At 60.0% G+C, this 24687-nt stretch carries 22 protein-coding genes; 8 read left to right on the top strand and 14 right to left on the bottom strand.

Annotated features, from left to right (window positions below):
* Positions 1–2: 2 nt before the first annotated feature.
* From JIO00_RS13185 to JIO00_RS13155, 7 genes are all read right to left on the bottom strand, one after another.
* The gene (locus tag JIO00_RS13185) at positions 3–1082 is read right to left on the bottom strand and encodes a WD40/YVTN/BNR-like repeat-containing protein (protein ID WP_200668436.1); all 1080 of its coding nucleotides are present in this window, start codon (positions 1080–1082) and stop codon (positions 3–5) included.
* A 384-nt stretch (positions 1083–1466) separates the two neighbouring features.
* Positions 1467–4124: an aminopeptidase N gene (pepN, locus tag JIO00_RS13180; RefSeq protein WP_200668435.1), complete on the bottom strand. Its 2658-nt coding sequence runs from the start codon at positions 4122–4124 to the stop codon at positions 1467–1469.
* A gap of 10 nt (positions 4125–4134) precedes the next feature.
* The gene (locus JIO00_RS13175) at positions 4135–4965 is read right to left on the bottom strand and encodes a DUF2797 domain-containing protein (RefSeq protein WP_042932108.1); all 831 of its coding nucleotides are present in this window, start codon (positions 4963–4965) and stop codon (positions 4135–4137) included.
* Positions 4962–5222, bottom strand: coding sequence for a YeaC family protein (locus JIO00_RS13170; protein ID WP_010459822.1), 261 nt, complete (start codon positions 5220–5222; stop codon positions 4962–4964). The genes JIO00_RS13175 and JIO00_RS13170 overlap by 4 nt, the downstream gene beginning before the upstream one ends.
* Positions 5223–5252: 30 nt before the next feature.
* Positions 5253–6122, bottom strand: a complete 870-nt coding sequence (locus JIO00_RS13165; protein WP_010459820.1) for a rhomboid family intramembrane serine protease — start codon at positions 6120–6122, stop codon at positions 5253–5255.
* On the bottom strand, positions 6119–7093 hold the full coding sequence (locus JIO00_RS13160; RefSeq protein WP_370654424.1) for a metallophosphoesterase: 975 nt from the start codon (positions 7091–7093) through the stop codon (positions 6119–6121). Before JIO00_RS13160 ends, JIO00_RS13165 begins: the two co-directional genes overlap by 4 nt.
* Positions 7090–7980 carry an NAD(+) kinase gene (locus tag JIO00_RS13155; protein ID WP_010459816.1) on the bottom strand — a complete coding sequence of 297 codons (891 nt, stop codon included), beginning with the start codon at positions 7978–7980 and terminating at the stop codon, positions 7090–7092. The genes JIO00_RS13160 and JIO00_RS13155 overlap by 4 nt, the downstream gene beginning before the upstream one ends.
* A 107-nt stretch (positions 7981–8087) precedes the next feature.
* On the opposite strand from JIO00_RS13155, the gene JIO00_RS13150 reads away from it, so the two are divergent.
* Positions 8088–9038 (top strand): DUF1853 family protein, encoded by a 951-nt coding sequence (locus JIO00_RS13150; RefSeq protein WP_200668434.1) that lies wholly within the window; start codon positions 8088–8090, stop codon positions 9036–9038.
* Between the two features lie 130 nt (positions 9039–9168).
* On the opposite strand, the gene JIO00_RS13145 is transcribed toward JIO00_RS13150, so the two are convergent.
* Positions 9169–10452 carry an arsenic transporter gene (locus JIO00_RS13145; RefSeq protein ID WP_010459813.1) on the bottom strand — a complete coding sequence of 428 codons (1284 nt, stop codon included), beginning with the start codon at positions 10450–10452 and terminating at the stop codon, positions 9169–9171.
* 112 nt (positions 10453–10564) lie between these two features.
* Positions 10565–11125 (bottom strand): NADPH-dependent FMN reductase, encoded by a 561-nt coding sequence (locus JIO00_RS13140; RefSeq protein ID WP_154911789.1) that lies wholly within the window; start codon positions 11123–11125, stop codon positions 10565–10567.
* 175 nt (positions 11126–11300) lie between these two features.
* Here JIO00_RS13140 and JIO00_RS13135 point away from each other — a divergent pair, with 175 nt between their 5' ends.
* Together JIO00_RS13135 and JIO00_RS13130 are read left to right on the top strand one after the other, a co-directional pair.
* The gene (locus JIO00_RS13135; protein WP_010459809.1) at positions 11301–11561 is read left to right on the top strand and encodes a hypothetical protein; all 261 of its coding nucleotides are present in this window, start codon (positions 11301–11303) and stop codon (positions 11559–11561) included.
* 88 nt (positions 11562–11649) lie between these two features.
* Entirely contained in the window at positions 11650–12543 is an 894-nt protein-coding gene (locus JIO00_RS13130; RefSeq protein ID WP_200668433.1) for a LysR substrate-binding domain-containing protein, read from the top strand.
* On the opposite strand, the gene JIO00_RS13125 is transcribed toward JIO00_RS13130, so the two are convergent.
* The 3 genes from JIO00_RS13125 to dnaQ all read right to left on the bottom strand — a co-directional run bounded on the left by JIO00_RS13125 (position 12509) and on the right by dnaQ (position 16355).
* On the bottom strand, positions 12509–13123 hold the full coding sequence (locus tag JIO00_RS13125; protein ID WP_200668432.1) for a GNAT family N-acetyltransferase: 615 nt from the start codon (positions 13121–13123) through the stop codon (positions 12509–12511). The genes JIO00_RS13130 and JIO00_RS13125 overlap by 35 nt on opposite strands.
* A 14-nt stretch (positions 13124–13137) precedes the next feature.
* Complete coding sequence (locus tag JIO00_RS13120) at positions 13138–15393, bottom strand: Orn/Lys/Arg decarboxylase N-terminal domain-containing protein (protein WP_172790823.1); 2256 nt, start codon at positions 15391–15393, stop codon at positions 13138–13140.
* Positions 15394–15596: 203 nt separating this feature from the next.
* Positions 15597–16355: a DNA polymerase III subunit epsilon gene (gene dnaQ / locus JIO00_RS13115; protein WP_010459800.1), complete on the bottom strand. Its 759-nt coding sequence runs from the start codon at positions 16353–16355 to the stop codon at positions 15597–15599.
* Between the two features lie 190 nt (positions 16356–16545).
* Between dnaQ and JIO00_RS13110 the strand changes: the two genes are divergently transcribed.
* Positions 16546–16848 carry a DUF2388 domain-containing protein gene (locus JIO00_RS13110; protein ID WP_200668431.1) on the top strand — a complete coding sequence of 101 codons (303 nt, stop codon included), beginning with the start codon at positions 16546–16548 and terminating at the stop codon, positions 16846–16848.
* A gap of 138 nt (positions 16849–16986) precedes the next feature.
* Here JIO00_RS13110 and rnhA read toward each other — a convergent pair whose 3' ends face one another.
* The gene (rnhA, locus tag JIO00_RS13105) at positions 16987–17439 is read right to left on the bottom strand and encodes a ribonuclease HI (protein ID WP_008152099.1); all 453 of its coding nucleotides are present in this window, start codon (positions 17437–17439) and stop codon (positions 16987–16989) included.
* Positions 17440–17530: 91 nt separating this feature from the next.
* Entirely contained in the window at positions 17531–18289 is a 759-nt protein-coding gene (locus JIO00_RS13100; protein ID WP_010459795.1) for a class I SAM-dependent methyltransferase, read from the bottom strand.
* Positions 18290–18354: 65 nt separating this feature from the next.
* Between JIO00_RS13100 and gloB the strand changes: the two genes are divergently transcribed.
* The 4 genes from gloB to JIO00_RS13080 all read left to right on the top strand — a co-directional run bounded on the left by gloB (position 18355) and on the right by JIO00_RS13080 (position 24685).
* Positions 18355–19122: a hydroxyacylglutathione hydrolase gene (gloB, locus tag JIO00_RS13095; RefSeq protein ID WP_145310159.1), complete on the top strand. Its 768-nt coding sequence runs from the start codon at positions 18355–18357 to the stop codon at positions 19120–19122.
* Between the two features lie 99 nt (positions 19123–19221).
* Positions 19222–20676 carry a transglycosylase SLT domain-containing protein gene (locus JIO00_RS13090; RefSeq protein ID WP_200668430.1) on the top strand — a complete coding sequence of 485 codons (1455 nt, stop codon included), beginning with the start codon at positions 19222–19224 and terminating at the stop codon, positions 20674–20676.
* Positions 20677–21038: 362 nt separating this feature from the next.
* A complete protein-coding gene (locus JIO00_RS13085) occupies positions 21039–22847 on the top strand; it encodes an extracellular solute-binding protein (RefSeq protein WP_370655179.1) in 1809 nt (602 codons plus the stop codon).
* The gene (locus tag JIO00_RS13080) at positions 22844–24685 is read left to right on the top strand and encodes an extracellular solute-binding protein (protein ID WP_010459787.1); all 1842 of its coding nucleotides are present in this window, start codon (positions 22844–22846) and stop codon (positions 24683–24685) included. The genes JIO00_RS13085 and JIO00_RS13080 overlap by 4 nt, the downstream gene beginning before the upstream one ends.
* The last annotated feature ends 2 nt before the right edge of the window (positions 24686–24687 follow it).

Below are 24687 nucleotides of genomic sequence, written 5' to 3'. Positions count from 1 at the left end.
TATTATTTGCCCGGCTCATTTGGACGACCCGTTTTGCCATTCTCTGCGCCGGTTGGCGTGGTGACGCGAACGCCGCCCTGTCCTGCCAGAATCAGATTGCCGTTGCCTGCTGCGGTCACCGCCGAAACGGAAATGCGATCCGGGCGGTTGAACACGCTGAAGGTTTCACCGTTATCGTTGCTGCGGATCACCGAGCCGCCGTTGCCGACGATGACAATGGAGCCGTCGTCGAGCAGCGTCGCGCCGGACAGACCGAACTCCAGCGCACCGCGGGCAGCCTTGAGTTCGACCGGTTCCCAGGTCGTGCCGAAATCGGTCGAGCGGAACAGATTGCCCCGCAATCCGTAGGCCAGCAGTGAGTTGGCCTGAGCGGTGCCGATCACGCCGAACAGCGAACCTTCGTATGGACCTTCAAGCTTCTCCCAGGTCTGGCCCCAGTCGGCGGAGCGGAACATGCTGCCCTGCTCGCCGACGATGAACAGCCCGGCATCCTTGACCGCCGCAATGCCGTTGAGGTGGTATTGGTCTTCGTTGTCGAGGCGATCACTGGCATCTTCCCAGTGTTTGCCACCGTCGGTGGTGGCCAGCAACGCACCGTAGGCGCCCACGGCAAAGCCGCTGTTGACGTCCTGGAACCAGACGTCGAGCAGCGGCGATTCGCGTTTCAAATCTTCGAATTGCTTGGTCCAGGTGGCGCCACCGTCCTCGCTGGCGAGTATCTGAGCGTCATGGCCGACGGCCCAGCCGTGTTGGTCATCGGCGAAAAACACCGACGTCAACAATTGCCGGGTCGGCACTTTGGCCTGGGTCCAGGTTGCACCCTGGTCATCGGAATACAGAATGTGCCCGCGATCACCCACAGCCACCAGGCGCTTGCCGACGTGCACGACGTCGAGCATCAGGCTCTTGCTGGCTTTGGCAGATTCAACGGCATAAACAGTGTCGGACGCTGGCGCCGCAGCGGCCACCGCAGGTGCCGACAGCACGGCACAACCCAACAGCGAGAGCGCTGTGGCCAGCAACGCGAACTTGCGTAATGCCGGCGGGCGGCAGATACCCACACCCATGACAGGCTCACTCATAGACCTTCCCCCATTATTATTGTTAGGTCGTTCAACCTTTCAGGGCGCCGTAAGGGGTGCTCATCGGGATTGCCTGTTCTGGAGCATAGTCCTGAAATGCGCAATCTAGAGCCCCTTCGGAAGCTGGCTTATCCTATCGGGGTTTGGAAAGGTCTGACAATCGACGCCACGTTATGTTTTGTTAACTGGGGGGATGGCGGGTGTGGATGAATGGGGAGGCATTCGGAGGGGTGATGTTAAGCAAGATCGTGAAGATCGTTCCCACTCTGCGTGGGAAGGCCGCCATGGACGCTCTGCGTCCGCTGTAGAGGCTGTGCGCGGAGCGTCACGAGATGCATTCCCACGCAGAGCGTGGGAATGATCAGGTACTCCGCGGAACAGGGATCAAGCCAGGCTTTTGCTGACCACTTCAAACACATCGCTGGACAGCTGACCCGAAGCACGAATCCGCTCCAGCTCGCCTTTCATCAACGCCTGACGGGCGTCGTCGTATTTGCGCCAGCGAGTCAGCGGCGCCAACTGGCGGGAAGCGATCTGCGGGTTGAAGCCATTCAACTCGATCACCAGATCCGCCAGGAAGCGATACCCGGAACCGTCCGCCGCATGGAAGTTGATCAGGTTCTGTCCGGCAAACGCGCCGACCAATGCCCGCACCTTGTTCGGGTTCTTGATGTTGAACGCCGGATGCTCCATCAACTGACGAACGCGCTCCAGACCACCGGGCAACGTGCTGCCCGCCTGGACACTGAACCACTGATCCATGACCAGCGGATTGTCCTTGAAGTGCTCGGCAAAACTCGCCAGCGCCAAGGCCTTCTGCTCTTCAAACGGCGAATTGACCAACACCGCCAGCGCGGTCAGGCGTTCGGTCATGTTGTCGCTGGTCTCGAATTGTTCCAGCGTCGCCGCCAACACTTCCGGCTTGCCGCTGAGCATCAGGTACGACAGCGCGATGTTCTGCAAGGCACGACGGGCGAAATGCTCGGCCTCGGCCACATACGGGGTTTTCTTCGACAGATCGCGGTTGGCCTGATAACGCAACCAAAGCGCCTCGAACAAACCTTCAGCCAATTGCTTGCGGGCAAACTCGCGAGCGATATGGATGGCGTCGACGTCAGCCACGTCACTGATTTCGGTCAGATACGCCTCACCCGGCAGCGAGAGCATTTCCGCAACCATCGCCTGATCCAGCGTCTCGTCGGACAGCACGGTGCGCAGAGCAGAAACCAGACGTTGATCCAGCACCAGTGCTTCGCCCTTTTGCTGCTGAGTGATCAGCTCTTGCAGCACCTGAACCGACAATTGCTGACCGGCATCCCAGCGGTTGAAACCGTCGCTGTCGTGCTGCATCAGGAACATCAGTTGATCGCGATTGTACGGGAAGCTCAGTTTGACTGGCGCCGAGAAGCCGCGCAGTAATGAAGGCAGCGGCTGTTCAGCGATGTCGACGAAGGTGAAGGTCTGCTCCGCTTCGGTCACCGAGATCACCCGCGAAGTACCCTGCGTCTGGGCTTCACCGGAAAGACGCAACGCAATGGCCGCCCCTTTCGAGTCAAGCAGGCCCAATTCCACAGGAATCACGAACGGCAGTTTTTCCACCTTGTCCGGGGTCGCTGGGCAGCTTTGGCGGAAAGTCAGGCTGTAGGTTTTCGCGGCGGCGTCGTAGGACTCGCTCACCGCCAGACGCGGGGTACCGGCCTGGCTGTACCAGCGTTTGAACTGGGTCAGGTCGACACCGTTGGCATCTTCCATGGCTTTGATGAAGTCGTCGCAGGTCACGGCCTGGCCGTCATGGCGTTCGAAATACAGGTCGCTGCCTTTGCGGAAGCCTTCGGCACCGAGCAAGGTGTGGATCATGCCGACCACTTCCGAACCCTTTTCGTACACGGTCAGGGTATAGAAATTGGAAATCTCGATGAAGCTGTCCGGGCGCACGGCGTGAGCCATGGGGCCTGCGTCTTCAGCGAACTGGTGAGTACGCAGATAAGCCACGTCCTGGATGCGTTTCACGGTGGCCGAGTTCATGTCGGCGGAGAAGCCCGAATCACGGAACACGGTGAAGCCTTCCTTGAGCGACAACTGGAACCAGTCGCGGCAGGTCACGCGGTTGCCCGACCAGTTGTGGAAGTACTCGTGAGCGACGATCGCCTCGACACGCTGGTGCGCGGCATCGGTGGCGGTTTCGGCGCGGGCCAGTACGGCGCTGGAGTTGAAGATGTTGAGGCCCTTGTTCTCCATGGCGCCCATGTTGAAGTCGTTGACCGCGACGATCATGAAGATGTCCAGATCGTACTCGCGACCGTAGACCTCTTCGTCCCAACGCATCGACTTTTTCAGGCTGTTCATCGCGTGCTGGCACTTGTCGATGTTTTCCGGCTCGACATAAATGCGCAGCGCCACCGAGCGTTCGCTCATGGTGGTGAAGCTGTCTTCGACGCACCACAAGTCACCGGCCACCAGCGCGAACAGGTACGCCGGCTTCTTGAACGGGTCTTCCCAGGTCGCCCAGTGCCGGCCGTCTTCGCCGGGACCGGAGGCAATCGGATTGCCGTTGGACAGCAACACCGGATAGCTATGCTGCTCGGCAATGACCGTGGTGGTGAACGTGCTCATCACGTCCGGGCGGTCGAGGTAATAGGTGATCTTGCGGAAGCCTTCGGCCTCGCACTGGGTGCAGAACATCGTGCCGGATTTATACAAACCTTCCAGGGCGGTGTTGGTTTCCGGGTGGATCTTGACGCTGGTATCGACCGTGAAGGTGGTGCTGGTCGGGTGCAGGGTCAGGTGGTTTTCCGTCAGCTGATAATCAGCGTCGCTCAGCTCGCGGTCAGCCACGGTGACCGACAGCAGCTCGAGTTGCTGGCCGTCCAGCACCAGCGGCGGCAGGCCCGGGCCGCGCTCGGGATTGCGGCGCATCACCAGTTGCGCATGGACCAGGCTGTGGTCCTCGAACAACTCGAAGGTCAGGTGCGTCTCGTCGATCAGGTACTCGGGCGCCTGATAGTCTTTCAAATAGATCATCTTCGGTTGTTCGGTGCGCATGCTGGAGTCCTTACTGATGCACGGCGAGCTGATAAGCCGTGTATTTACGAATATTGATGACGCCGGTGTCGAAAATCAGGTATTGGCCCTTGATCCCCAACAACGTGCCTTCGGCAATCGGATTCTTGTCCAGGTTGAAGCTGACGATTTTGGCCGGGTATTGCTCGACCGGATAGCGGATTTCGAGGGTTTCTACGTCGGCAATGGTCTGGATTGCTTGTAGGCCGAATCGTTCCTGCAAACCTTGCAACCCTTCGGCGCAGCTGTCGAACAACTGATCGCGAACCTCGGCCAGGTTCACCGACACCGCGTCGCCCTTGAGTAAAGCACGCCAGTTGGTCTTGTCTGCCACCTGACTGCGGAACAGGTCCTCGACAAACCCCGATTGCTGGCGGGTCGAAACGCGCATGATCGGCAACGCCTGACGGGCGCCCTGGTCGATCCAGCGAGTCGGCAGCTGGGTGGCGCGGGTAATCCCGACTTTCACCCCGGACGAATTCGACAGATACACAATGTGATCGGTCATGCAGAACTTCTCGCCCCACTCCGGCTCACGGCAGGTGCCAGCGTCGTAGTGGCAACGCTCCGGACTCATGATGCAGAGGTCGCACTGCGCCAGTTTGGTCATGCACGGATAGCAATACCCCTGGCTGAAACTGGTTTTGGTCTTGCGCCCGCAATGGGTGCAATGAATCGCCCCCAGATATTCCAGACGCACCGTGCTGCCGATCAAGGGATTGACCGGCACCTCGACGTCATCCAGACGAAACGCGTACTGCACGTTCGGCCCGTCAAGGCGCGCCGACATTTTGCTGATTGCACCACGGCCAATCTCAATCAATGGATGGCATCCGATTTGAACAGGATGTTCGGCACGCTGATCGACTTCGAGCTGCATTCCTGCGGGCCCATGTAGCCGGTACGCTCTTCCTCGGGCAGGTTCTGGATTTCCCAGGCGATCATCGCTTGCAGCGACAATTCACGTTGTTCGGCGGTGAGTTTGCCACCGTCGGACCATTTGCCGATCTCCACCGCCAGCTTCAGGCTCTGGTAGATATCGGGGGTGATGTTTTGAATCATTTCGTTAAAAGAGGACATCAAGGGCTCCGCTCTTTAATACATAACTGATTAGACGGCCAGTTTACGGCGGTTGTACAAACCGCCCAACAAACCGGTCAAGCATCCGACGAGCAACCCGCTGACATGGGCTGCGTTGGCGATTTCACCGAAACCGATCATCGAGACCAGGCCCGACAGGCACAGCACCAGCCACACCAGCATCATCACCAGCACGCCGCGCGGCAGGCGATATGCCGGGTTCGGCGACAACATCTGGAAAATCCAGCAATGCCCGAGCAGGCCGTAAAGCACCCCGGACAACCCGCCGAACAGGGTCGGGCCACTGAAAACAAACTGGGCGTAGTTCGACACCAGGCTGAAAAGCAAGGTCAAGCCGATCAGGTTGATGCTGCCCTGACGCGACTCGATGCGCCGCCCCAGCTCCCAGTACCACATGCCGTTCATGGCCAGGTGCAGGATGCCGAAGTGGATCAGCATCGGCGTCACCAGACGCCACCACTGCCCCGCCGCCAGGCTGTCGGCCAAGGGCACAAAATGGATGTACTCGCCAACGATACGAAAATCGAGGAAGGTCAGCCAACGCAGCGTGTCGAGGTTTTCCCCCAGCAGCGTCACCGCACCGACGATCAGGCTCAGCAGCAACACCAAGCCGGTTGCCTTGGCATGGCGCATCTGCTCGACGAAACCAGGCCGCCTGGTGGTTTGCGCGACCGGAATGTCCAGCTGCTGATCAGGGTCGCCCGCCGGGAAACGTTCATATAAGGAACGGACGTCTTCGCTGATATTGGCCGGCACCCACAGCACCTGTTCACCGGACTCTTCGCTGACCCGATGCGGCACCTGCATGCGTTGCAGCAGTTTGACGAACCCGCTCAAATCCACGGCCAGCGGCAGGCGTAAAACAGCAACGGTAGTCATCGCAACACCTCCGGCCGCTCGACATCGACCCAGACAAACTTGTGCGGGTCGAGGCGGGTTTCCTGATCCAGGCGATAGGCGACCAGTTTGCCGTAGAGCACCGCGCTGTAATCCAGGCAGGCCAGGTTCGGACGGATCGGCGCCGGTTTGCCGCTGCGCCAGTAATGGCCAACGAACAACAGCGGCTCATCGACGCCGTAACGCAGCAAGGTATTTTTTTCGGTGGACGACAGGGGCGTCTGGGCCACGGGTTCGGGCAAGGCGTCGGGCTGGAACACAATGTCTCCATAGGTTTGCGGGTCGTCTTCCCAGAATTTGGTGCGGAAGAACGAACGCGTCAGGCCATCGCCGCTGGTCATGGTCAGCCCGTGGGGCAGGCGCATGTCGGTCCCGCGCAGCAAACGATCGAACACGGTGCAGGCGAAACTGCCCGGCACGGCCGAGGCCTGGAGGAAATGTTCGTCAACGCAGCCATCGGGGAACAGCGCGCGCAGCGGCTCGATCAGGCCGGCATCCCAGCAGGCGTGCACCACGCGGAAACGCCCGGCATCCACAAACAATGGCAGTTCGTAAAACCATTGCTGGAAGTCATGCCAGTCGCCGGGGTGATGTTCAAATTGCGTCAGGGTTTCACCGAGCAGGCGCGCATGGCGTGGCGTGTGTTCGCGCACGAACTGCTTGCCGCTGCCTGGCGGCGCCGGCGTGGCCCAGCCGAGGGCGTTGAATTCATGGTTGCCCATGATGCACAGCGCCTGACCGGCCTCGACCATGTCGTGGACGATATGCAGCGCCTCGCGAATCCGCGGGCCGCGGTCGATGATGTCGCCGACGAACACCGCCATGCGCGATGGATGCCGCCAGACGCCACCTTGTTTGTGATAACCGAGCCGGTCGAGCAAGTGCTCAAGGGTCAGAGCGCAACCGTGCACGTCACCGATCAGGTCGTAGCTACGCGCGGGATCGAGCATCAGTCGCCTCCACCACCCAACCGGCTGCCCCAGCCAAGCTTGGTCCGGCAGACCTCATAGTAGTTGTGGTCGAGCGGGTGGATCAGCCGCAGTTTCTGGGCTTTTTTGCTGATGGTGATGGTGTCGCCCGGCGCGCAGGTGAAATGGTTCTGCCCGTCACAGGAGACTTGCGGGTAAATCTGCATATCTTTGGACACGACGATTTTCAGCTCACTGTTGCCATCGACCACAATTGGCCTGCCCGACAAGGTATGGGGGTACATCGGCACAATCACAATAGCGTCGAGCTTGGGGTGCATGATCGGCCCGCCTGCCGACAGCGCATAGGCGGTCGAACCGGTGGGCGTTGCGACGATCAGGCCGTCGGCCTTCTGGCTGCAGACGAACTGGCCGTCGATGTACAACTCGAATTCGATCATCCGCGTCGATTTGCCCGGGTGCAGGACCACGTCGTTCAGCGCATCGCCCTGGCCGATGGCCTCGGCATGGCGCCGGACTTCGGCTTGCAGCAGGAAGCGGTTTTCCACCAGGTAATGGCCATCGAGCACTTCGGCGACTTTGACTTCCAGTTCATCCGGGCGAATGTCGGTCAGGAAACCGAGGCTGCCCCGGTTGATGCCGAGCACCGGAATATTGTGTCGGGCCAAGGCACGCGCGGCGCCAAGCAGGCTGCCGTCACCGCCGACCACAATCACCATGTCACAGACTTCGCCGAGCATCTTGCGAGACGAGGTTTGCAGGCCATGACCGGGCAGGACTTCGGCGATGGTGTCTTCGAGAATCACGTGCAGGTGACGATCTAGCAGAAACCGTTTCAGTCGGCGGACGGTATCCAGCACCTGCGAACTGCCCAGGCGACCGATGATGCCGATATTACGAAATTGCTCCATGGGGTTCCTGCGCGACGGTGAAAAACACGATTATGGGCGAAAGCGCGGGATAGACAAAATCCTTTCAGCCACAAGGGTGTACTCATGTTTAGGGCTATGCTCGCAAGATGATCCTATTTCCCGATTTGCTCCAGTTACCCCACCAGTTGCGCCACCCCGAGGTGCGCGACCTTGCCTGGGTCATCCTCGCGCCGCCGATGCTCGACACCACTCCGTGGCCGCAACGCCATCCGCTGGCCGGCAGCGACTGGGTGCAGGCACCTGAGCAGCTGGAACGCTGGCTGAAGCAACTCGACCGCGACAGTTACGACTTGCTGCACTGGCTGGCGCAGGCCAGGACCCGGCGACTGGGCCTGTATTACGAACGCTTGTGGCAATACGCCGTGCGCCATGCGCCGGGTATCGAGTTGATTGCCGCCAACATGCCGATCCGCCGCGAAGGCCACACCTTGGGCGAGCTGGACATGCTGTTGCGCGACCGCGACGGCGTACATCATCTGGAACTGGCGATCAAGCTGTATCTGGGGCCGCAGAATGGTGACGGACAGGACACGGCGCAGTGGCTCGGACCAGGTTGTCATGATCGACTGGACCGCAAACTGGCGCATCTGACGCAACACCAACTGCCGATTTCCGCCCGCCCCGAGAGTCGCGAGGTACTGGCGGCGCTGGATATTCAGCAGTTCAGCGCGCATCTGTGGCTGGGCGGTTATCTGCTGTATCCGTGGCCAGGACAAGCCGAGCCCCCCCACGGTGCCCATCCGCAGCATCTGCGCGGCAGCTGGCTGCATCAGAAAGACTGGGCGGACTTTGTCGTGCAGCGCCCGTTCGGCCGCTGGCAACCCCTGCCCCGCCATGCATGGCTGGCGCCGGCGCATTACCCGGCGGAACAGACCTGGAACACCGGGCAGCTGGAGGCATGGCTCAGTGACCTGGAGCCATTGGCCCCGGCGCAGTTGATGGTGCGCCTGATCGAGAACGCGGATGGGGATTGGGAGGAAGCGGAGCGATTGTTTCTGGTGGCGGATCTTTGGCCGAATGTGCCGGGCAGTGGTTGAGATTTGTAGTGCCTGGGTTGACCCCTTCGCGGGCAAGCCTCGCTCCTACAGGTTTTGTATCGTTCGCTGAATTTGCATTCGTCATAAATCCTGTAGGAGCGAGGCTTGCCCGCGAAGAAGCCACCCCATTCTAAATGGATAACCGCAAAGCCAAAGCCGCCAACGTCACCAACAACACCGGCACCGTCAACACCACCCCGACCTTGAAGTAGTACCCCCAGCCGATCTGAATGTTCTTGCGTTGCAGCACATGCAACCACAACAACGTCGCCAGACTGCCAATCGGCGTGATTTTCGGCCCCAGGTCGCTGCCAATGACGTTGGCATAAATCATCGCTTCCTTCACCACTCCCGTGGCCTGGCTGGCATCGATCGACAGCAAACCAATCAATACCGTCGGCAAGTTGTTCATCATCGACGACAACAGCGCCGTCAGCACGCCCGTGCCCATCGCCGCGCCCCAAACGCCGTACTGCGCAAACCCGTCCAGCCACCCCGCCAGATACCCGGTGAGCCCGGCATTGCGCAGGCCATAGACCACCAGGTACATGCCCAACGAGAAAATCACGATCTGCCACGGCGCTTCTTTCATCACCTTGCGCGTGGAGATCTTGTGGCCACGGGCGGCGATGGCCAGCAGCAACGCGGCACAGACAGCGGAAATGGCGCTGATCGGAATGCCCAGCGGCTCAAGGGCGAAGCAGCCGATCAACAGGATGGCCAGCACTGCCCAACCGGCATAAAACGTCGCCTTGTCATGGATCGCCGTCGACGGATGTTCCAGTTGTTCGGGGTCGTAAGCCTTGGGGATGTCACGACGAAAAAACCACATCAGCATCGCCAGCGTGGCGGCGACGCTGACGAAGTTGACCGGAATCATCACCGCCGCATAGCGGTTGAAAGTGATATCGAAGTAGTCCGCCGAAACGATGTTCACCAGGTTCGACACCACCAACGGCAGGCTCGCGGTATCGGCGATGAACCCGGCGCCCATCACGAATGCCAACGTCGCCGCCGGGGAAAAGCGCAGCGCCAGCAGCATGGAAATCACGATCGGGGTGAGAATCAGCGCCGCACCGTCATTGGCGAACAACGCCGACACCAGCGCCCCGAGCAGCACCATATAAGCGAAGAGTTTGCGCCCGCTGCCCTTTCCCCAACGGGCCACATGCAAGGCTGCCCAGGCAAAGAATCCCGCCTCATCCAGCAACAGACTGATGATGATCAGCGCCACGAAGGTGCCGGTGGCGTTCCAGATGATCTGCCACACAATCGGGATATCAGCCAGGTGCACCACCCCGAAAATCAGCGCCAGCACGGCGCCGAATGTCGCACTCCAGCCAACCCCCAGGCCTTTGGGTTGCCAGATCACCAGGGTGATGGTCAGCAGGAAAATCAGCGACGCTATAAGCATGCGGGTACACGCCTCTGGAAAAACGAGGCGTGAATATATGGAATTCCGAATATGCAGTAAAGCAAAGACTGAACAACCTGGCAGCTGCTACAGGGGATGTGTTGCGTTCAGGTCACTCTTTCTTATGCTGCTCGACCCATTTGCCATACGCATTGATGAAATTCTGCAAGAACGGCCTCACCGATTCGGACAATTTGCCCGACTCATCGAACGCCGAACCTGCGCCCCCCAGATAGGCTTCCGGCTGCTGCATGCACGGCACGTCCAGAAACACCATTGACTGACGCAAGTGATGGTTGGCCCCAAACCCGCCGACAGCCCCCGGCGAAACGCTGATCACCGCCCCTGGCTTGCCGCTCCAGGCGCTCTTGCCATAGGGACGCGATCCCACGTCAATCGCATTCTTCAGCGGTGCCGGCACCGAGCGGTTGTATTCAGGGGTGACGAACAGCACTGCGTCGGATGAACTCACTTGTTGTCGGAAAGTGCTGTAGGCTGCCGGCGGTGAAGTCCCGTCAATGTCTTCGTTGTAGAGCGCCAGATCGCCGATTTCGACGATGGTGAGCTTGAGATTGGCAGGCGCCAGGTCGGCCAGGGCGAGCGCAACCTTGCGGTTGATTGATTCCTTTCTCAAGCTGCCGACCAGTACGGCGATCGTGTAGACGTTGCTCATTGAAGACTCTCGACTGTTCGATGGGAAAGACTTGTAGTTATAGATGACGATTCACCCAGTGGGCTGTTGAATTCACCGCCCCTGACTATTTTTTTCCTGTAGGAAAACTTACTTCGCTTAACCACGGTCTACAGAACCGCAAATTGAGTGATTTATCTCCAGAGGTTCTAAGCAGATGGCAGCAGTACTCGTCGATCAGTTCCATGCAAGAGACGCGGAAGGCCGCGTTTATTCCGTGCATGAGTTCCAGGAATCCACCCCGTCGGCAGACGGCCTCGGCGACACGAAGCCTGTCACCACCTATAAGCTGGCCATTGGCGATCGCGTCAAGAAGCTCGATGACAACCAGTTTCTGCTGATTCAGTCGGATGTCACCATCGTTCGCGAACCCGACACTTACGTCGGCATCCGGCCGGAAATCACCACCGCCTCATAACCCCGCGTTATGAGCAGAAGTCATATGCGCGCACTTGAGTTAGGATTCAGTCACTGACTCCCTCACCTGCTGAACATGGACTTCACGCATGCGTTTACGTCATATCGAAGTGATCCACGCGCTCTTGCAGACCGGTCATCTGGGCACCGCCGCCGAATGGCTGCAGTTGCCGGTGGCCGAGGTCGAAGGCATTTTGCGCGACGCCGAGGATCAGTTGGGATTCATGCTGTTTTCCAGCGTGCGTGGACGTTTGCAGGCGACGCGCGAGGCGCGGGAGCTGCAGGTTGAAATCGCCCGCGTGTATGACGCGCTTGAACCGGTCCAGCGCCTGGCCAGCAGCCTCAAGCAGTATCAGGCGCACCCGCTGCGCATCATATGCACCCCGCCGCTGGCCCAGCAGTTATTGCCCCACAGCATCGCCGCCCTGCGCCGACGCCTTCCCGATGCGGCTTGCACCCTGCTGAGCCAACCCACCCGCGAGATCGTCAGAAGCCTGCTGCTGCGTGAAAGCGATCTGGGGCTGAGCCTGCACGATCCCGACCACGCCGACATCTATTGCCAAGTGATTGCCCAAGGCAAGCTCCAGCTGTTGGCGCCCCATGGCTGGCTGCAACCGAAACAGAAGTACATTTCGTTGCAGGACCTGGCCGGCCAGTCGATGGTTGGCCTGGAAGGTCATGATCCGCTAAGCCCGGCGCTCGATAACAAATTGCATGCCTTGCGCCCTGCCCCGGTCATCCAGACGCGGGTGCAAACTCATCAGATGATGCGCAGCATGGTCGAGGCCGGCGAAGGCCTGGCGATTGTCGACCCCTTCACCGCCCTTGGGGCCAAGTCGAGCGGCCTGGATGCCTGCCCCTTGGCGCCTGCGGTGCCGATCAGCCTCTATGCCCTGACCCTGAAGAACGGCGAGCCCATGCCCGCCGTTCAGGTGCTGCTGGACATCCTCACGGAACAAGCCGTGGCGATGTTGTCGCGCTGAGCGGGTTTTCCAGCGGATTATCGAACAGGCGATACCAGAACAGCGCGACTTCGGCGGTGTTCGGGTCGATGCCGCGATAACGCAGATGATCGATCCCGCCTATCACGAAACCACAGCGCTCATAGAGTCGACAGGCGCCCAGATTGTTGTTCTGGGTTTCGAGCATGATGCCAGGCAACTTCTTCTTGCGACTCCAGAACTGCGCCACATCCAGCAACGCCTTGGCCACACCGTGACGGCGCGCTGGCGCATGCACGGCCAACTCGTCGATATGGGCAAAGCCGTTCCAGTTGGTGCTGACCACCAGATGACCGACGGGCTCGTCATCGAGATAGGCCATGAACACCGCACTGTCGGCGGCATCGCGAAAACTGCTGAACTCCTCGGGATCAATCCCGTAGCACTTTCGATAAGGGGTGATCGGCGTGACCCGCCACTGCTCCACCGGTTTGCCGATTTCAGCTGCGCCATAGGCCGCGACTTCAAAACTGAAATCGCTGCCCCAGATATAGGGCGCAAACCCCTCATCGGCGACACGCACCGAGAGGCCTGGGTATTTGGGATTCATGATCGGTTGCATGCTGGGAAAGGTCCTCATTCCTTGATGCAATCGACGGTGTAATGCCGTCCATTGCCCTCGTCTTCGTGTTGCAGTCCGTGCACATCAACGACAAACCCGGGGAAGCTGCTGTCAAACGTGCGAGCAAACGACAGGTAATCGATGATCGACCGGGTCGACTCGGTGAACCGCTCCCCCGGCATGATCAGCGGGATGCCGGGTGGGTACGGCACCAGCATCACCGCGGCAATTCGCCCTTCCAGGGCATCAATCGACACTGCCTCCACCTCTCCCCGCACCAAATGATCATAGGCGTCAGCCGGCTTCATGGCGATTTCCGGCAACACGGTGTACATGCGCTTGAGGTGTTTGGCCGTGGCATTGCTGCGATAACAGGCGTGCAGTTGATCGCACAAATCCCGCAAACCCATGCCCTGATAACGCGCGACGTTCTGTTGCGCCACGCATGGCAGGCACGACGCCAGACTGACATTGGCGTCGTAACTGCGCTTGAACTCCAACAACTCGGTCAGCAACGTGCTCCATTTGCCCTTGGTGATGCCCATCGAGAACAGCACCAGGAATGAATAGAGGCCGGTCTTCTCGACCACCAGCCCGCGCTCCCAAAGGAACTTGCTGACCACGGCCGCCGGAATCCCGCGTTCGCTCAGCGCACCGCCCGCCGTCAGGCCAGGCATCACCAAGGTGACTTTGATCGGATCAAGCAACACGTAATCGTCAGTCACCCCACCAAAGCCATGCCAGTCGGCGTCGGGTTGCAGCAGCCAGTCTTCGGTGACCACGCGCTCGATGCCTTCCACCGACGGTGGCTGCCAGATGGAAAACCACCAGTCGTCCGCAGCGATGTGCTGGCGCAGATTGGCCAGCGCCCGGCGAAAACTCAGGGCTTCGTCGAACATTTCCTGCAACAGCGAACGCCCGGCCGGGCCTTCCATCATCGCCGATGCCACGTCCAGCGAAGCGATGATGCTGTACTGCGGCGACGTCGAGATGTGCATCATGAATGCTTCATTGAAGCGATCGCGATCCAGTTGCCGCGCACCTCCGTCCTGGACATGAATCATCGAGGCCTGGCTGAACGCGGCCAACAGTTTGTGTGTGGAATGCGTGGTGAATACCAGCGGGCTGTCTTCGCTACGGGACGTGCCCATGCCATAACGACCGGCGAAAAACTCGTGGAACGCCGCGTAGGCGTACCAGGCCTCGTCGAAATGCAGGACCTCGACGCTGTTGCCCAGGCTCTGCTTGATCAGTTCGGCGTTGTAGCAAAGGCCATCGTAGGTCGAATTGGTCACCACGGCCAACTTGACCTTGAGCTCACGCCCCTGGGTCAGCGGGCTGGCGTCGATCTTTGCCTGAATCGATTCGCGGCTGAACTCGCTCAGCGGAATCGGTCCGATGATCCCCAGCTCATTGCGTTCAGGGCACAGGTACAACGGAATCGCGCCGGTCATGATGATCGAGTGCAGTACCGACTTGTGGCAGTTGCGGTCCACCAGCACCAGGTCATCGCGAGCGACCATCGAATGCCAGACGATCTTGTTGGCAGTCGAGGTGCCATTGATCACGAAAAAGGTGTGATCGGCGCCGAAATTGCGCGCCGCCCTGGCTTCCGCTTCAGCGAGCGGGCCGGTGTGATCGAGCAAGGAACCCAGTTCCGGCACCGACACCGACAAGTCCGAACGCAGGGTGTTTTCCCCGAAAAACTGGTGAAACGCCTGCCCCACCGGGCTCTTGTGATACGCCACGCCACCGCCATGGCCGGGTGTGTGCCAGGAATAGTTGGAATCGGCGGTGTGTTGCACCAGCGCCTTGAAAAACGGCGGAAGCAAACCATCCAGGTATTTACGGGCCGCCCGGGCCACTTGCCGCGCCAGAAAGGGCACGGTGTCTTCGAACAGATAGAGAATGCCGCGCAGTTGATTGAGTTCGGCCATGGCATCGGCCGGGGCGTTTTCCAGCGTGACCTGTTCGCCCAGCGCAAAGATCGGCAAGTCCGGCGCCCGCACTCGCGCCAGGCCGATCAGCTCGGCCATATTGTGTAACAAATGAGAGTGGACGCTGGCGTCTTCGGCGGCGATCAACATGCAGGAAAGGCCGTGATGGGTCGAAGCGACCAGCCGCCCTTCGGTGTAGTCCACCGCCGAAACGATGCTGAAGCCTTCCTGCTCCAGTTCCCGGGCGATGCCACGCACGCGATCACCGGCGACGGTGTCGGCCTTGATGTCGCGATGCACGATCAAGACCGGGAATTTCAAATCTTTATACATGAGGCTCAGTGTCCTGAGGCTGCAGACCGTGGCCTGCCAATATGCTCAGGGTAGAGGGTTGAAGCGGATGTGGCGAGCGACGATGCCCTGAAGCGGGTCAATGAGTGCACCATCATGTGGCCATCAACTCTCCAACATTCAGCAGGACTACTTGTGGCAAGGAAGCTCCCTCGCCACAAAAGCCCTGTTACATCTGATTCGCCTCAAGCCTGCGCCTTGGCCTCGACCAACTGCTGCCACAGCGACGGGGCGCCGGCGGACTTGGCGATGGCTTCCAGGCGTGCCACGTGCCGGGCCAGGTCATCTTCGCTGGCGGGGATGATCCGGGTCGGCTGGCGGTCAGCCGGCAAGCGGCGGATTTCGGTGGCGGAGTTGTCAGCGCCTTCGCCGGAACCGTTGCCGTCGGACGCATTACCGGCCAGTGACAGGCTGGTCTGGCCGCCGGTCATGGTCAGGTAAACGTCGGCGAGGATCTCGGAGTCGAGCAAGGCGCCGTGAAGTTCACGGCCAGAGTTGTCGACACCATAACGTTTGCACAACGCATCGAGGCTGTTGCGCTGCCCCGGGTGACGTTCCCGGGCCATCATCAGGGTGTCGAGGATCGAGCAGTGTTGCGTGATGTCCGCACGGTCGTGCTGGCCCATCAGGGCGAATTCGTTGTTGATGAAGCCAACGTCGAACGCCGCGTTATGGATGATCAGCTGCGCGCCTTTGATGAATTCGAAAAACTCATCGGCCACTTCAGTGAAACGCGGTTTGCCCACCAGGAATTCGTTGGTAATGCCGTGGACGCCGATGGCGCCTTCGTCACTCTCGCGATCCGGTTGCAGGTAAACGTGGAAATGCCGGCCCGTCAGGCGCCGACCGATCAACTCGACACAACCGATTTCGATAATCCGGTGGCCGTCGGTCACCGGCATGCCGGTGGTTTCGGTATCGAGTACAACGGATCTGGTGGCCATCAGTGCTCAGCTCTCAACGGGTCAATCGTGCAAAAGCGGCGATGTTAACACGCTCGCGGGATCCGGCGCGCGCACTGCCAGGTGACGGGCGCTCATGCAGTTTTTAACAATCATTAGCAATATTCATAAAGTCTGGAAGCCGATGGATTGCTAGCGTGCACCCCTTGCTGACCCAGGGTTTGAAATCGTCATGAAGACTGCACGGCTGGTTTTATTGAGTACCTGTTTGCTGGGTTCCGGCGCCCACGCCACCAGTTTTGTCATTAGCACAGACGTCACCGTCAGTCTGACGATGAGCTCCACCAAAGGCACCAGTGGCTCATTCAGCGAAGACAAGATCGTACTGGCGGCCAAGGATGATGCGGCAGCGTTTGTGGCGAGCGAGGGGGTGATTCGCGGGGCGCGGATCCAGGCGGCGTTTTTGCGGATTCGCGGGGTGGTCAACGAACCGTATTCAGACCAACAACTGGCCACCGCGATCTTGATGCTGTGACGCCCCGAAGGAGCGAAGCTTGCTCGCGAAGAACGATAACGCGGTCTCTCAGTTACACCGCGGCGCTTTCTTCGCGGGCAAGCCTCGCTCCTGCATGGATTTCCGGCAGACAGTGCTCGCGAAGGGCGGCACTACCGATCAAGCCTGCTTGTACCCGCGCACTTCATCCACGCCACGGTTGGCCAGTTGGTCAGCCCGTTCGTTGCCATGGTGGCCGATGTGCCCGCGTACCCATTTCCAGGTGACGTTGTGGCGGTTGACCTGCTCATCCAGCAGTTTCCATAGGTCAGCGTTTTTGACCGGTTCCTTCGCCGCCGTTTTCCAGCCACGCTTCTTCCAGTTGTCCATCCACTCGTTGATGCCTTTCATCACGTACTGGGAGTCGGTCACCAGCAGCACGTCGCAGGAGCGCTTGAGTTCTTCCAGGCCACGAATCGCGCCCATCAGCTCCATGCGGTTGTTGGTGGTGTTGGCTTCGCCGCCCCACAGCTCCTTTTCAATGCCTTTGCACACCAGCAACGCGCCCCAGCCGCCAGGGCCAGGGTTGCCTTTGCAGGCGCCGTCGGTGAAGAGTTCTACGCTATCGCTCATGCCAATCTATCCAGAAAATGCGGTGGCTCGCCGATCAGTGACGACGATGCCCGAGGCCGGGGCGAACCCGGCCGGGAAAATAAAGAGTGTATTACGGCTCGATGTTACGACGGTTGACCTTGGCCATTGGCAATGGAATCAGCTTGCCCATCGGTTCGCGCCGCTCCTGACGGACGGGTCGCAGGCCAACAACGATCTTGCGCGCCACCAATAAATAGAAGCCGCCGCCCGACAGTTGCCAGTCTCCGGCCTTGCGCTCCCAACCGGCCAGGCGTGCCTGCCAGGCGGGTGACGCAAGCGGCGGACGATAGCACCCGAAGCGGCGTTTCTCCAGCGCGAAGCCCAGCAGATTCAGCCAGTCGCCGACCCGCGACGGTGAGATGCAGCGCGCCTTGCGCAAGCCGTCGTGAGCGAACACATGGCGCAAGCCCCAGCTGCTCCAGGGGTTGATCCCGATGATCAGCAGATGCCCGCCGGGCCGCACGCTGCTCGCGGCTTCACGCAGCAAGCCGTGGGGCGACAGGCAGAAATCCAGGCCGTGCTGCATCACCACCACATCAGCGGCATGCTCGCTCAACGGCCATGCCTGCTCTTCGCAGACGATCTCGACCCCCGGCAACGGCGCGCCAAGTCGCACATTGCGCTGAACCTGGGGTGCCGACGGCGGTGTCTGGGCCGACGGGCCGTAATGCACCAGATAGCCACCGAAGAAGCGGCCCAGCTCGTCTTCAAGCATGCGCCGCTCTTCGTCCAACAGAAATTGCCCGATGGGCCCGGACAGCCATTCACGGGCCGCGCTGATCAAATTCAGCCACTCAGGATCGGCCTGAGCGAACGCTTTATCGGTCATTGCATTCTCCAACGCGCCAGGAAGTTCTAAGATGCGCCATTGTTTTCCGCTTGGCGAATCCGACGATGATACAGATCAGTGCCCTGCCCGCCTTCACCGACAACTACATCTGGTTGTTACAGGACCACAACACCCAGCGCTGCGCCGTGGTCGATCCGGGTGATGCCGCGCCCGTGCAAGCATGGCTGGCGGCGCATAAGGGTTGGGTATTGAGCGATATCCTGATCACTCACCATCATCATGATCATGTCGGCGGTGTCGAGCAGCTGAAAAAAGCGACAGACGCGAAAGTCTACGGCCCGGCCAGCGAAACCATCCCGGCGCGAGACGTGGCGCTCAAGGACAACGACCGTGTCAGCGTGCTGGGCTGGGACTTCGACGTCTATGCGGTTCCCGGACACACCCTGGGGCATATTGCCTATTATCACCACGGCCTGCTGTTCTGCGGCGACACCCTTTTCGCCGCCGGTTGCGGGCGCTTGTTTGAAGGCACGCCCGAGCAGATGCACACCTCGCTGAGCCGCCTCGCTGAGCTGCCGGAAGATACGCTGGTCTATTGCACCCACGAATACACCCTGAGCAATCTGAAATTTGCCGCAGCGGTCGAACCCGGCAATCCTGACACCGCCGCACGTCTGGAAAAAGTTACCGAGCAACGTGCTGCCGGAATCATGACGCTGCCCTCTACTCTGGCGCTTGAAAAACTGACCAACCCCTTTTTGCGTGTGGACGAAACATCCGTTAAAGAAAAAGTGGACGAACGGAATGGAACCCAAAACCGGTCTCCGAGTGCGGTCTTTGCTGCTCTTCGGGCTTGGAAAGATAAGTTCTAAGTCGCCGCCCCGTTGGTACAAAAATTCTGAATGGTTGACCGCAGAGGGTGCGCTTTCTAGAATCGCCCGACATTTTTGCCCGGAACTTACTTCCAGCCAATGTCGTCATCTATTCGTAAAGCCATCAATTCAGACGCATTGACCCGCTTGGCTAAAGCCATAGCGGTGGCTGTGTCCGCCACTCTGGCGGGCTGTTCCAGCCATGTGCCGCAGACCGAAGCGACACACACTCCGAACATCGCCGCTCGCGCCAAGCAGAAACCTATCTGGCTCAGCGAAAAGCCGACTCCGCAAATTCCACAGGATGTCTGGGAGCGCATGCGCCAGGGCTTCCAGTTGCAGGACAACCTGGGCGTCAACCCGCGCATCGAGCAACAGCGCCTGTGGTTCGCCAGCAACCCGTCCTTCCTTGAAAACGCCGGTGAACGCGGCAGCCTCTACATTCACTACATCGTCGAACGCCTTGAAGAACGCAACATGCCGCTGGAACTGGCGCTGCTGCCAGTGATTGAAAGCGCCTACAACCCGATGGCCTACTCCCGGGCCAATGCGGTGGGCCTTTGGCAATTCATTCCTTCCACCGGCCGTTACTTCAACCTGCGTCAGACCCGCTTCTATGATGGTCGTCGCGACATCACCGCCTCGACCACTGCGGCCATGGATTACCTGACCCGCCTGCACGACATGTTCAACGGTGACTGGTTGCTGGCTCTGGCGGCCTACAACGCCGGTGAAGGCACGGTCAGCCGTGCCATCGAGCGCAACGAGAAGCTGGGCCTGCCGACCGATTACTGGAACCTGCCGCTGCCAGCCGAAACCCAGGCTTACGTGCCCAAGCTGCTGGCCTTGTCCCAGGTTGTGCTGTCCCCCGAAGCCTACGGCGTGAACCTCAACCCGATCGCCAACGAACCTTATTTCCAGGTCGTCGAAATCAACCAGCGCATGGACCTGTCCAAGGTTGCCGCGGTGGCCAACATCGACGAAGACGAGTTGTTCCAGCTCAACCCGGCCTTCAAACAGCGCACCACCATCGACGGCCCCCAGCATTTGCTCGTGCCAACGTCCAAGGCGCAGTTGCTGACCGCCAGCCTCTCGACCATGCGTCCTGAAGAGTTGATCAGCAAGAAGTCGCTCAAGCCGGTCTTCGAAGGCGCCGATGAATCCGAAGTCGCCAGCCTGAAACGTGCCTACCGCGTCAAACGCGGCGACAACCTGGCCGCCATCGCCAAGGCGAACAAGGTCGCCGTCAAGGACCTGCAGCGCTGGAACAAGATGACCGGCAAGAACCTCAAGGTCGGCCAGACCCTGGTGATGCAGGACACTGCCAAACGTAGCGGCGGTCGCGTCAACACCGTTGTGGCGGCGAACAGCAAGACCAACAGCAAAGCCGACAAACAGAAGCCGCAGACCCAATACAAGGTCAAGCAAGGCGATTCGCTATACATGGTCGCCAAACGCTTCAACGTTGAAATGCAGCACCTCAAGCGCTGGAATCCGCGTGTTGGCCAGGCCCTCAAGCCTGGGCAGATGTTGACGGTGTCTTCGCCGCGCTAAAAACGAGCCCCTGAATCCAGGGGCTTTTTTTCGCCTGCAATTTGAGCTCTGCTGGAATCGGGGGATGCATGGGAACTGTGGCGAGGGAGCTTGCTGCCGCTCGGCTGCGAAGCAGTCGTAAACCCTGAACATGCGGTGTGTCAGAAATTATAAAAATTTTCAGGTTTTGGAGCCGCTTCGCAGCCCAGCGGCAGCAAGCTCCCTCGCCACAGGCACAGCACCTGCCGCATCGTCACCTCGGCAATTAACAGCGCATTAACCCCCTGTCTTTTTCCTGTCGATACAAGCTGTTACTGTACGGCCCACAAAGCCCAAGCCGCCTGGATCGGATCTCTGACTTGAAGCGTCCCCTCCTCCTCTTCCTGATCAGCCTGGCCTTGAGCTCCACCGCAAGCGCGACGATCAGCGAAAGCCATGGTTATGCGCAGTTCGGCACGCTCAAGTACCCGGCCAGATTTACCCACTTCGACTGGGTCAACCCGCAAGCGCCCAAGGGCGGTACGTTGCGGGTGATGGCGTTTGGCACCTTCGATACGCTCAACCCCTACACATTCAAGGGCTCAAGCCCGGTTTCCACCGCCAATTTCCTGCAATACGGCATCAACGAGCTTAACGAACCGCTGATGGTCGGCACCGGTCAATACGCGCCGTCCGGCGATGAGCCGACCTCCAGTTATGGCCTGATCGCACAATCGGTGGAGTACAGCGAGGACCGCAGTTGGGTGGTGTTCAACCTGCGCCCCGAAGCGCGCTTTCACGACGGCACGCCGATTACCGCCTACGACGTGGCGTTTTCCTACCGCTTGCTGCTCAAGGAAGGTCACCCGCAGTACCGCACCAGCCTTCAGGAAGTGTTGCGGGTCGACATCCTCAACCCGCAGCGCATTCGATTCGTCTTCAAGCGTGCCGGCAATCCGTTGCAGATCCTGCGCCTGGGCGAATTGCCGGTGCTGCCGCAGCATTACTGGAAAGGTCGCGACTTCAAGGCTACAACCTTCGAACCACCGCTGGGCAGCGGGCCTTATCGCATCACCTCGGTGACGCCAGGACGCCAGATCATTTTCGAGCGGGTCAAGGATTACTGGGGCAAGGACCTGCCGGTCAATCGTGGCAAGTACAACGTCGACCGCATGGAAGTCGAGTTCTACCGCGACAGCGATGTGGCGTTCGAAGCCTTCAAGGCCGGCGAATTCGACATTTACATCGAGCACCAGGCGAAGAACTGGGAAAACGGTTACAACTTCCCGGCCGTGCGCCGTGGAGACGTGATCAAGGCGCAGATCCCGCACCAGATCCCGACCCAGACTCAGGGTCTGTTCATGAACAGCCGGCGCCCGATCTTCTCCGAGACCAAAGTCCGTGAAGCCATGGGGCTGATGTTCGACTTCGAGTGGACCAACCGCACGCTGTTCAGCGGCGCCTACAAGCGCGCCATGAGTTACTACCCCAACAGCGAATTCTCCGCCACGGGCCTGCCGGTCGGTCATGAATGGCTGTTGCTCAAGCCCTATCGCGAGCAATTGCCCGCCAAGCTCCTCACCGAGCCGTTCAGCCTGCCAAAGACCGACGGACGCGGCATCCCTCGGGAAACCATGCGCAAGGCCCTGGCGCTGCTCGCCGAGGCCGGGTGGAAGCTCAATGGACAACGGATCGAGAACGCCAAAGGCCAACCGCTCAAGCTCGAGATCCTGCTGGTCAACCCGAACCTGGAGCGCATCCTTCAGCCTTACGTCGAGAACCTCGCCAACATTGGCATCGATGCGCGGCTGCGCACAGTGGATCGCGCGCAGTACAAACAACGCCTCGATCAGTTCGATTTCGACATGATCCTGATGACGCTCAACCAGACCCTCAGCCCGGGCCTGGAGCAATGGCAGTATTTCCATTCCGGCCAGGTCGGGGTCAAGGGCAGTAAAAACTACGCCGGCATCGCCAACCCGGTGGTCGATCACCTGCTTGAACAATTGCTCGCCGCGCAAACCCGCGACGAACAAGTGGCCGCCGGCAAAGCCCTGGACCGGGTCTTGTTGTGGCAGCACTACATGATTCCCAACTGGTACCTCAATTATCACCGCCTGGCCTACCGCAACCGGTTCGCCTTCGTCACCACGCCGCCCTATACCCTGGGCCTCTCCGCGTGGTGGCTGAAATCTTCGGAGAAAGATCGATGAAGCCCCTATGCGCACTGCTGATGCAGGCCAGCGGTCTGCTGTTCGCCGGGCTGGCCTGCGCCGCCCCGCAACACGCCGTGACCCTGTACAACGAGCCGCCGAAATATCCGGCCGACTTCAAGCATTTCGACTACGTGAACCCCGACGCCCCCAAAGGCGGAATCTTTCGCCAGGCCGGGTTCGGCGGCTTCGACAGCCTCAACCCGTTCATCAGCAAAGGCGTACCGGCCGACGACATCGGCATGATCTACGACACCTTGGCCAAACAGGGACTGGACGAACCGTTCACTGAATACGGGCTGGTCGCCGGCAAGATCGAGAAAGCCCCGGACAACAGCTGGGTGCGCTTCTACCTGCGTCCTGAAGCGCGCTTCCACGACGGCCATCCGATGCGCGCCGAAGACGTGGTGTTCAGTTTCCAGATGCTGACCAAAGAGGGCGCCCCGCTCTATCGCGGTTACTACAGCGATGTCGAGGAAGCGGTCGCCGAAGACCCGCTCACCGTGCTGTTCAAGTTCAAGCACAACAACAACCGCGAACTGCCGCTGATCCTCGGCCAGTTGCCGGTGTTGCCCAAACACTGGTGGGCCAATCGCGATTTCAACAAAGGCAACCTCGAAATACCGTTGGGCAGCGGCCCCTACAAGGTGACCGACGTGAAGGCCGGGCGTTCGATCCGCTACGAGCGGGTCAAGGATTACTGGGGCAAGGACCTGCCGGCCAACCGTGGCTTCTACAATTTCGACGTGATGACCACCGATTACTACCGCGACAACACGGTGGCGCTGGAAGCCCTCAAGGCGGGGCAGTTCGATTACTGGCTGGAAATGAGCGCGAAGAACTGGGCCAACGCCTACAACATCCCGGCGGTCACCGAAGGCCGATTGAACAAGGAACAGATCCCGAACGGCAACCCGACCGGCATGCAAGGCTTTGTGTTCAACCTGCGCCGTCCGGTGTTCCAGGACGTGCGCGTGCGCCAGGCATTTACGTTGCTGCTGGACTTTGAATGGACCAACAAGCAACTGTTCAACGGCGCCTACGTGCGTACCCGCAGTTTCTTCGAAAACTCGGAAATGGCCGCGACCGGCCTGCCCGACGCCGATCAGCTTGAAATTTTGAGTCCGTTCCGCGGCAAGATCCCCGAGCAGGTATTCAGCGAAGCGTTCCAGAACCCGATGACCGACGCCAGCGGCATGATCCGCGCCCAGCAGCGCAAAGCCTACCAACTGCTGCAAGAGGCGGGCTGGCGGATCGTCGACGACAAGATGGTCGACGCCAACGGCAAACCGGTGACCATCGAGTTCCTGTTGGCCCAGACCGAATTCGAACGCGTGCTGCTGCCGTTCAAACGCAACCTCAGCGACCTGGGCATTGACCTGGTGATTCGTCGGGTCGATGTCTCGCAGTACATCAACCGCGTGCGTTCACGAGACTTCGACATGATCGTCGGCAGCTTCCCGCAATCCAACTCGCCGGGCAACGAGCAGCGCGAGTTCTGGATGTCCGCCGCGGCCGACAAACCCGGCAGCCGCAATTCCATGGGCCTCAAGGACCCGGTGGTCGATCAACTGGTCGAACAACTGATCAACGCCGATTCGCGCAAAAGCCTGGTGGCTCATGCCCGGGCACTGGACCGCGTGCTGCAATGGGGCTATTACGTGATCCCCAACTGGCACATCAAAACCTGGCGCGTGGCGTACTGGAACCACATCGGTCGCCCGAAAGTCTCTCCCAAGTACGACATCGGCACCACTACCTGGTGGGTCAAGCCTGATGCGAAACCTGCGGTAGAAGTCGAAACCAAACTGCAAGCCGACCCTGCGGGCACGGAGTAATC

The sequence above is a fragment of the Pseudomonas sp. SW-3 genome (genome assembly GCF_016615645.1).
Taxonomy (GTDB): domain Bacteria; phylum Pseudomonadota; class Gammaproteobacteria; order Pseudomonadales; family Pseudomonadaceae; genus Aquipseudomonas; species Aquipseudomonas mandelii.
This window is presented reverse-complemented; position numbering and strand designations above follow the sequence as displayed.